The organism is Actinosynnema sp., assembly GCF_052038725.1.
In genome coordinates this window covers 1-7,277 of record NZ_JBQGCX010000532.1, presented here as the reverse complement: position 1 = coordinate 7,277, position 7,277 = coordinate 1, and the positions used below count along the sequence as shown (strand labels likewise).

The 7,277-nt window shown below is 76.2% G+C and carries 10 protein-coding genes; 6 read left to right on the top strand and 4 right to left on the bottom strand.

All coding sequences use genetic code 11. From position 1 onward, the window contains the following. On the top strand, window positions 1-249 hold a 249-nt coding region (locus ACTUAL_RS10740), incomplete at its 5' end, for a hypothetical protein (RefSeq protein ID WP_440900147.1). Between the two features lie 30 nt (window positions 250-279). Here the strand turns inward: ACTUAL_RS10740 and ACTUAL_RS10735 are convergent. After that, complete coding sequence (locus ACTUAL_RS10735; RefSeq protein ID WP_440900146.1) at window positions 280-780, bottom strand: hypothetical protein; 501 nt, start codon at window positions 778-780, stop codon at window positions 280-282. Between the two features lie 339 nt (window positions 781-1,119). Between ACTUAL_RS10735 and ACTUAL_RS10730 the strand changes: the two genes are divergently transcribed. Next, the gene (locus ACTUAL_RS10730) at window positions 1,120-2,676 is read left to right on the top strand and encodes an amidohydrolase (protein ID WP_440900145.1); all 1,557 of its coding nucleotides are present in this window, start codon (window positions 1,120-1,122) and stop codon (window positions 2,674-2,676) included. A gap of 43 nt (window positions 2,677-2,719) precedes the next feature. Here ACTUAL_RS10730 and ACTUAL_RS10725 read toward each other — a convergent pair whose 3' ends face one another. Then, complete coding sequence (locus tag ACTUAL_RS10725; RefSeq protein WP_440900144.1) at window positions 2,720-3,121, bottom strand: VOC family protein; 402 nt, start codon at window positions 3,119-3,121, stop codon at window positions 2,720-2,722. Between the two features lie 104 nt (window positions 3,122-3,225). On the opposite strand from ACTUAL_RS10725, the gene ACTUAL_RS10720 reads away from it, so the two are divergent. Further along, window positions 3,226-4,188, top strand: coding sequence for a helix-turn-helix transcriptional regulator (locus tag ACTUAL_RS10720; protein ID WP_440900143.1), 963 nt, complete (start codon window positions 3,226-3,228; stop codon window positions 4,186-4,188). 9 nt (window positions 4,189-4,197) lie between these two features. Here ACTUAL_RS10720 and ACTUAL_RS10715 read toward each other — a convergent pair whose 3' ends face one another. Continuing rightward, window positions 4,198-4,590: an acyl-CoA hydrolase gene (locus ACTUAL_RS10715; RefSeq protein WP_096494316.1), complete on the bottom strand. Its 393-nt coding sequence runs from the start codon at window positions 4,588-4,590 to the stop codon at window positions 4,198-4,200. Between the two features lie 249 nt (window positions 4,591-4,839). Between ACTUAL_RS10715 and ACTUAL_RS10710 the strand changes: the two genes are divergently transcribed. Then, the gene (locus ACTUAL_RS10710) at window positions 4,840-5,193 is read left to right on the top strand and encodes a GntR family transcriptional regulator (protein WP_096494318.1); all 354 of its coding nucleotides are present in this window, start codon (window positions 4,840-4,842) and stop codon (window positions 5,191-5,193) included. A 30-nt stretch (window positions 5,194-5,223) separates the two neighbouring features. Continuing rightward, window positions 5,224-5,970, top strand: a complete 747-nt coding sequence (locus ACTUAL_RS10705; RefSeq protein ID WP_440900142.1) for a TetR/AcrR family transcriptional regulator — start codon at window positions 5,224-5,226, stop codon at window positions 5,968-5,970. Here ACTUAL_RS10705 and ACTUAL_RS10700 read toward each other — a convergent pair. Next, on the bottom strand, window positions 5,948-6,136 hold the full coding sequence (locus ACTUAL_RS10700; RefSeq protein ID WP_096494322.1) for a PspC domain-containing protein: 189 nt from the start codon (window positions 6,134-6,136) through the stop codon (window positions 5,948-5,950). The two genes, ACTUAL_RS10705 and ACTUAL_RS10700, sit on opposite strands and share 23 nt — an antisense overlap. A 354-nt stretch (window positions 6,137-6,490) precedes the next feature. Here ACTUAL_RS10700 and ACTUAL_RS10695 point away from each other — a divergent pair. Continuing rightward, window positions 6,491-7,277 (top strand): polyprenol monophosphomannose synthase (locus ACTUAL_RS10695; RefSeq protein WP_440900141.1); only part of this gene is annotated, 787 nt, incomplete at its 3' end.

The following is a 7,277-nucleotide window of genomic DNA, read 5'->3' as shown; positions in this document are numbered from 1 at the left end:
TTCGGGGGGGTCAACCGGCGCGAGGTGCTGGGGGGGACCTGGTTCCCGCTGGTGGGGGGGCGGTTGGTGGTGGGGGCGGGGGACGAGGACTTCCGGGCGCAGGGGGAGCGGATGTTCGCGGCGGCGCGGGACGCGGGGATGGACGTGGAGCTGGTGGTGCTGCCCGGCAGGCACGGGTGGGAGGTGTGGGGGCCGGGGCTCACCCGCTGGCTGCCGTGGCTGGGGGACCGGGTGGGGTTGACGCGGTGAGCTGTGGTCCGGTGGGGGCCGGGGGAGTGCTCAGCGGCTGAGCGACTGGAGCTGCCAGTGCTGGGAGTCCTGGTCGGCGTCGGCGGTCAGCGACAGCGGGCGGGTGGCGCCCGCGGTGTCGGCGACGGTGAGCACCAGGCGCGGGCTGGTGTCCGGCACGACGATCACCGAGTAGCCGCCGTTCGCGGTGGTCACCTCCTCGATGAACCACTGGTAGGGCTGGGTGCCGAGGGTGACGCCGCTGCCGCCGTCGAAGCCGAGGTAGTCCTCGCCGAGCACGTCGTAGATGGTCCAGCTCTGGTCGGTGACGCGGGAGACGAGCCAGAACTGCTCGCCCTCGCTGGTGGAGGTGCTGGCGACGGGGACGGCGCTGCCTGGCAGGCCCGCGGTGAGCAGCAGGGTGCTGTCGCCGATCCTGCTCTCGACCAGGTAGACGCCGTTGGGCTGGGCGATCGCGGCGGGGGCTGCCGGGCCTGCGGCCAGCGCGAGGCTTGCGCAGCAGGTCACGAGGGCGCGAACGAGTTTCCTCATGCGGCAAGGCTGACCGGAGCGGGGGCGCGGGGCGCGCTGGGTCGCCCGATCGTGGCAGGGGTTTATTCCAATTTATTCCTTCAGTGTGGAACAAAACCAAACCGCCCCTCCACAGACAAGAACCAAACCAGCCCAGAAGCACCAGGCTAGATCCACAACGGCTGCCGCGTCCGGCACGCCGCGCCCTCGTCCCCGGTGGTCCCCGCCGGTGCGCGGCGCCCCGTCCCGACGGCCGGCCCGCCACCCGGTGCGGCGCAGGTCACGCCACCCGCGGCGGAGCGCCGCCCAGGCCGCACCTGCCGTGCGACCGCCGTCCGCGCAGGGGCAGACTCACCAGGCGTGACTACCACCCTTCTCACCGGCGGCCGGTTCTACTCGCCGACCGCCCCGGACGCCACCGCCATGGCCGTCACCGACGGCGTCGTGGTGTGGCTCGGCCAGGACGCGGCAGGCCGCGCGCTGCACCCCGACGCCGAGGTGGTCGAGCTGGACGGCGCGTTCGTCGCCCCCGCGTTCGTGGACGCCCACGTGCACGCCACCTCCGCGGGCCTCCAGCTCACCGGCCTCGACCTGACCGGCTGCGGTTCGGCCGCCGAGCTGCTGGACCGGGTCCGCCGCGCCGACGGCGCCCTGCTGTGGGGCCACGGCTGGGACGAGACCCGCTGGAGCGAGCAGCGCCCGCCCACCCGCGCCGAGCTGGACGAGGCCGCGGGCGGGCGACCGGTGTACCTGTCCCGCGTGGACGTGCACTCCGCGCTGGCCACCTCCGCCCTGATCGCGCTCGCGCCGGGCACCGAAGGCGCCGAGGGCTTCTCCCCGGACGGCCCGCTCACCCGCGCCGCCCACCACCACGGGCGCGGCGCGGCCCGCGACGCCATCCCGGCCGGGCAGCGCCGGGACGCGCAGGCGGCGTTCCTGCGGCACGCGGCGTCGCTGGGCATCGCGGCCGTGCACGAGTGCGCGGGTCCGGACATCTCCAGCCGGGACGACCTGGCCGACCTGCTCGCCGCGGAGGACGGGCCGCAGGTGTTCGCGTACTGGGGGGCGCTCAAGCCGGTGGGGCTGCCGGTGAGCGGCCTGGCGGGCGACCTGTTCGCGGACGGCGCGCTCGGCTCGCGCACCGCCGCGCTGCACGCCCCGTACGCGGACGCGCCGGACACCACCGGGGCGCTGTACCTGGACGCCGACGCGGTGGCCGCGCACCTGGTGGCGTGCACCCGCGAGGGGCTGCAGGGCGGGTTCCACGTGATCGGCGACGCGGCGGTGGCGGCGGTCGTGGAGGGCTTCGAGCGGGCGGCGGCCGAGGTCGGGGTCCCGGCGCTGGCGGCGCGCAGGCACCGGCTGGAGCACCTGGAGATGGTGACGGCCGAGCAGGCCGCGAAGCTCGCCTCGTGGGGCGTGGTGGCGTCGGTGCAGCCGGTGTTCGACGCCGAGTGGGGCGGCGCGGAGGGCATGTACGCGACGCGGCTGGGCGTGGAGCGGGCGGCGGGGCTGAACCCGTTCTCGGTGCTGGCGTCGGCCGGGGTGATCCTGGCGTTCGGGTCGGACGCGCCGGTGACGCCGGTGGGGCCGTGGGCGGCGGTGCGCGCGGCGGTGCACCACCGCACGGCCGGGTCGGGGATCTCGCCGAGGGCGGCGTTCAACGCGCACACCAGGGGCGGCTGGCGGGCGGCCGGGGTGGACGACGGCATCACCGGCACCCTGCAGCCGGGCGCGCCCGCGACGTACGCGGTGTGGGAGGCGGGGGAGCTGTCGGTGACGGCGCCGGACAACCGGGTGCAGCGCTGGTCACTGGACCCGCGCTCGCGGGTGCCCGCGCTGCCGGACCTGGACGGGCCCGCGCCGACGTGCCTGCGCACGGTGCTGCGCGGGCGGACGATCCACGAGCGGGGCTGATCCCGCGGGGCCGCCCCGGCGGTGTGGGGCGGCCCCGCGCCCCTCACCGCCGCGCGGAGCGGGCGACCGCCTCCGGGGTGACGGGGGTGAAGAGGTTGACCAGGTTGCCGTCGGGGTCGCGCAGCAGCAGGGAGCGGTTGCCCCACGGCAGGGTGGTCGGCTCGGTCACGAACCCGGCCACCGCGCCGGTCAGGTCGGCGTGGAGCGCGTCCACGTCGTCGACCCGGAACTCGACGATGACGCTGCGGTTGTCGGCCGGGTGGGCCGAGCCGGGGGCGAACAGGCCCACGGTGCGGGTGCTGCCGATCGCGAGCGTGGCGCCGCCGACGGCCAGTTCGGCGAAGTCCTCGTTGGCCCAGGTCGCGGTGACGCCGGTGACGCGCTCGTAGAAGCCGACGAGGCGGGCGACGTCGGCGGTGATGACGCGGATCGAGGCGAAGTCCACGGTGGTTCCGCCCTTGTGCGGCGCCGGGTCCGGCGCCGGTGGCAGGGACGCTAGGAGTGATACCGGGCGGAACCCGCCCGGTATCCGGGGCATGATTGCCCGTTGTGCCCCGTCCCACAGCCCGCGTGCTCGCCCTGCTGGACCTGCTCCAGTCGGGAGGTGTGCGCACGGCCGCGGAGCTCGCGGACCGGTTGGGCGTGGACGAGCGCACGGTGCGCCGGTACGCGGAGCACCTGCTGGACCTGGACGTGCCGGTGGAGTCGGTGCGCGGCCGGTACGGCGGGTACCGGCTGGCGCGCGGCTACCGGTTGCCGCCGCTGATGCTCGGGGACGACGAGGCGCTGGCCGTGCTGCTGGGTCTGGTGGCCGGGCGGCGCACGGGCCTGACCACGGCGGCGGGCGCGGCGGGGGAGACGGCGGCGGCGAAGATCAGGCGGGTGCTGCCGGAGCGGTTGGGGCGCAGGCTGGCGGCCGTGCTGGAGTCGCTCGCGTTCACCGGCCCGGCGGACGGCGGCGCCGGGCCCGACGGGGCGGTGCTGCTCACGATCGCCGACGCGGTGCGGGGGCGCAGGCCGGTGTCGATCCGGTACGGGGCCGCCGACGGGCGGCGCAGCGAGCGCGTGCTGCACCCGCACGGGCTGGTGGCCCACGCGGGCCGCTGGTACGTCACCGGCGAGGACCCGGCGGTGGGGCAGGAGCGCACGTTCCGGCTGGACCGGATCGCGGACGCGCGGACCCTGCCCGGCTCGTTCACCCCGCCGCCGGACCGGGACCCGGTGGAGCGGGTGCTGACCGGGCTGGCGACCGCCCCGCACCGGCACGAGGTGGTCCTGCGGATCGGGGGGAGCGCCGAGCAGGTCCGCGCCCGCCTGCCCGCGTCGGTGGCGGTGATCGGGGAGGCGGGCGCGGGGTGGGTCCGGGCGGAGCTGCGGGTGCAGAGCCTGGACTGGTTGCCGGGTGTGCTGGCGGCGCTGGACCTGCCGTTCGCCGTGGAGCGCCCGGACGAGCTGCGCGACCTGGTGGCGGCGCTGGCGGACCGGTTGGCGCGCTCGGCCCGGCGGACCTAGCCCCCTGGCTCAGTCCGCCGGGGTGGGCACGACGAGCGTGCCGCGCGCCCTGGCCACCACCAGCGGCGGCTCCAGCACGTCGGCGGCGGTGGGGCCGCGCAGCGGGGCGGCCCGGCACACCACGCGCGCCTCGAACTCGACCTCCCGCGCCCGGTTGCCGATCCGCACCAGGGTCGCGTCGGCCTCCACCACGTCGCCGGCCTGGACCGGGGCGGGCAGCTCCACCGAGGTGTAGCCGTCGAACAGGCCCTCGTCGCCGTCGGAGCGGATCAGCAGCTCGGCGGCGACCTCGCCGAACAGCGACAGCGGGAAAGCCGGGTCCACCAGGCCGCCGCCGCGCCGGGCGTGCGAGTGCGGCACGTAGCGGCGGTGGGTGACGGAGAACCCCTCGTACAGGCTCACGCGGCGACTTCCTCCTCCTGGCGCGCCCCCGGCCACCCCGTCGTGGCGAGGGTGGACGCGCTGTCGTCCCCGAACTCCCCCGAGCGGGGCAGGGCGAAACCCCATCCGTGCGGGCCGGGGTGATCCGGTCGGGGCACGCCCCGTCCCGGCGTCCCGGTCGCAGCCGGGACGCGTCCGCGCCGCCGTCCCGGACGCGGGCTTCGGCGTGCGGGGTGACGGGGAACCCGGACGTTCTGCCACTATCGACCGGTGATCAGTCTCGACCCGGTCTCCCCCGTGCCGCCCTACGAGCAGGTGCGCTCCCAGTTCGCCCGCCGGATCGCCGAGCGCGAGCTGGCGGTGGGAACCCGGCTGCCGACGGTGCGCGCGCTGGCCGCCGAGCTGGGCATAGCGGTCAACACCGTGGCCCGCGCCTACCGGGAGCTGGAGGAGGCCGGGCTGATCGAGACCAGGGGCCGGGCGGGCACGGTGGTCAGCGCGGCGGGGGAGCGCAGCCGGGAGCTGGTGCTGGGGGCGGCGCGCGCGTTCGCGGCCACCGCGCGCGAGCAGGGGCTGACCGCGCAGGAGGCGCTGGAGATCGTCCGGGCGGCGCTGGCCGACTGATCCGGCGGGCCGGTTTGGCAGACTGGCCCGGTGAGCAACGAGCACGACCCGGCGCGGGTGCTGGCGCTGCTGTGGCGCACCGACACGCGGCCCACCCGGCGCGGCGGGCCCGGTGTGGACCGGATCGTGGCGGCGGCGGTGGCGCTGGCCGACGCCGACGGGCTGGCGGCGCTGTCGATGCGGCGGGTGGCGCAGGCGCTGGGCGTGGGCACGATGTCGCTGTACACGCACGTGCCGGGCAAGGCGGAGCTGGTGGAGGCGATGGTGGACGCGGTGAGCGCGTCCACGCCGCGCGAGCCGGTGGGCGGCGGGTGGCGCGTGCGGTTGGAGGCGGTGGCGCGGGACAACCGGGCGCTGCTGCTGCGGCACCCGTGGCTGCTGGACGCGCCGCTGCACCGGGCGGTGCTGGGGCCGGGGACGATCGGCAAGTACGAGCACGAGCTGGGCGCCGTGGACGGCATCGGCCTGGACGAGGTCGAGCTGGACGCCGTGCGGACCCGGGGGCGGGGGCCCGTGCGGCCCCCGGCGCGCGCCGGGGGGGCCGCGGAGCGCGCGCGGGCCGGCTCCGGCGTGGGGGACGAGCGGTGGTGGGCCGAGGTGGGCCCTGCGCTGGCCGCGGTGCTGGACGAGGAGCGCTACCCGCTGGCGGTGCGGGTGGGCGCCGCGGCGGGCGCCGCCCACCGGGCCCCGCACGACGCCGAGCACGCGTTCGCCTTCGGACTGCGGCGGGTGCTCGACGGCGTGGCCGCGCTGGTCAGTAGCCGCGCGAGGGCATGATGATCCAGAGCGCGAGGTAGATGATGAACTGGGGGCCGGGCAGCAGGCAGGAGAGCACGAACAGCAACCTGACGGTGTTCGGCTTCCAGCCGTAGCGCTGGGCCAGGCCCGCGCACACCCCGGCGATCACTTTCTGCTCACGCGGCCTGCTCAACGTCGTCGTCATGCCTCCACCTTCTCCTCGGGCGGGGGTCACCGCATCGGTGACAACCCCGATTTCCTGGCTCAGGGTTCCCGATCTTTCCCCGGCTTACGCCTACCACTGCGCCGAACGGGTGGTGACGTGCGCGTACAGTGCTGCCGGGCGGCGTCGCGGGCGGGGTGCGGCGCGCCGATCCCGCTGGTGGCGGGGGCCGTCACCGGGGGAGGGACTAGGCTTGCCCCTCGGCCTGGACGGTGGCCCGAGCGGGGGATGCCCGCACCGGGCCCGGTGGGCACGGGCGCGAGCCCGGCACTGAACGTGATCGGACGACGGAAAGCGTCCGGCGCCCTGGACCGGGCGGCGGCGAGGAGGAGACGGATGTCGGACCAGCAGGCGCAGCCTGACCGCGAGCTCGGGCCGGTGCTGGTGGTGATCCCGACCTACAACGAGCGGGACAACATCGGGAAGATCGTGAAGCGGCTGCACGCCGCCCTGCCGGACGTGCACGCCCTCGTGGTCGACGACGGCAGCCCGGACGGCACGGGCGAGATCGCCGACGCGATGGCCGCCGCCGACGAGCGGGTGCACGTGCTGCACCGCACCGAGAAGGCCGGTCTGGGCGCCGCCTACGTCGCCGGGTTCGGGTGGGGCCTTGACCGGGGCTACGCCGTGCTGGTGGAGATGGACGCCGACGGGTCGCACGCGCCGGAGGACCTGCCCCGGATGCTGGCCGCGCTGCCGGACGCCGACCTGGTGATCGGGTCGCGGTACACGCCCGGCGGGGCGGTGGTGAACTGGCCGAAGAAGCGCGAGTTCTTCTCGCGGGGCGCCAACCTGTACGCGCAGCTGGCGCTGGGGGCGCGGATCAAGGACATCACGGCCGGGTTCCGGGCGTACCGGGCCGAGGTGCTGCGGAACCTGAAGCTGCACAACGTGGCGTCGGCGGGGTACTGCTTCCAGATCGACCTGGCGTGGCGGACCGTGGAGCGCGGGTACCGGGTGGTGGAGGTGCCGATCACTTTCACGGACCGGGAGATCGGGCAGTCGAAGATGAGCGGCGACGTGGTGCGCGAGGCGCTGGTGCGGGTCACCAAGTGGGGGCTGCGGCGGCGGTTCACGCAGCTGCGGGACCTGTTCGCGCCGAAGCCGAAGGCCGGGGCGAACC

Excerpts from the sequence above, each read along its gene's own strand:
- ACTUAL_RS10735 (WP_440900146.1), bottom strand. The coding sequence starts at position 780 with ATGAGGAAACTCGTTCGCGCCCTCGTGACCTGCTGCGCAAGCCTCGCG.
- ACTUAL_RS10700 (WP_096494322.1), bottom strand. The coding sequence starts at position 6,136 with ATGACGACGACGTTGAGCAGGCCGCGTGAGCAGAAAGTGATCGCCGGG.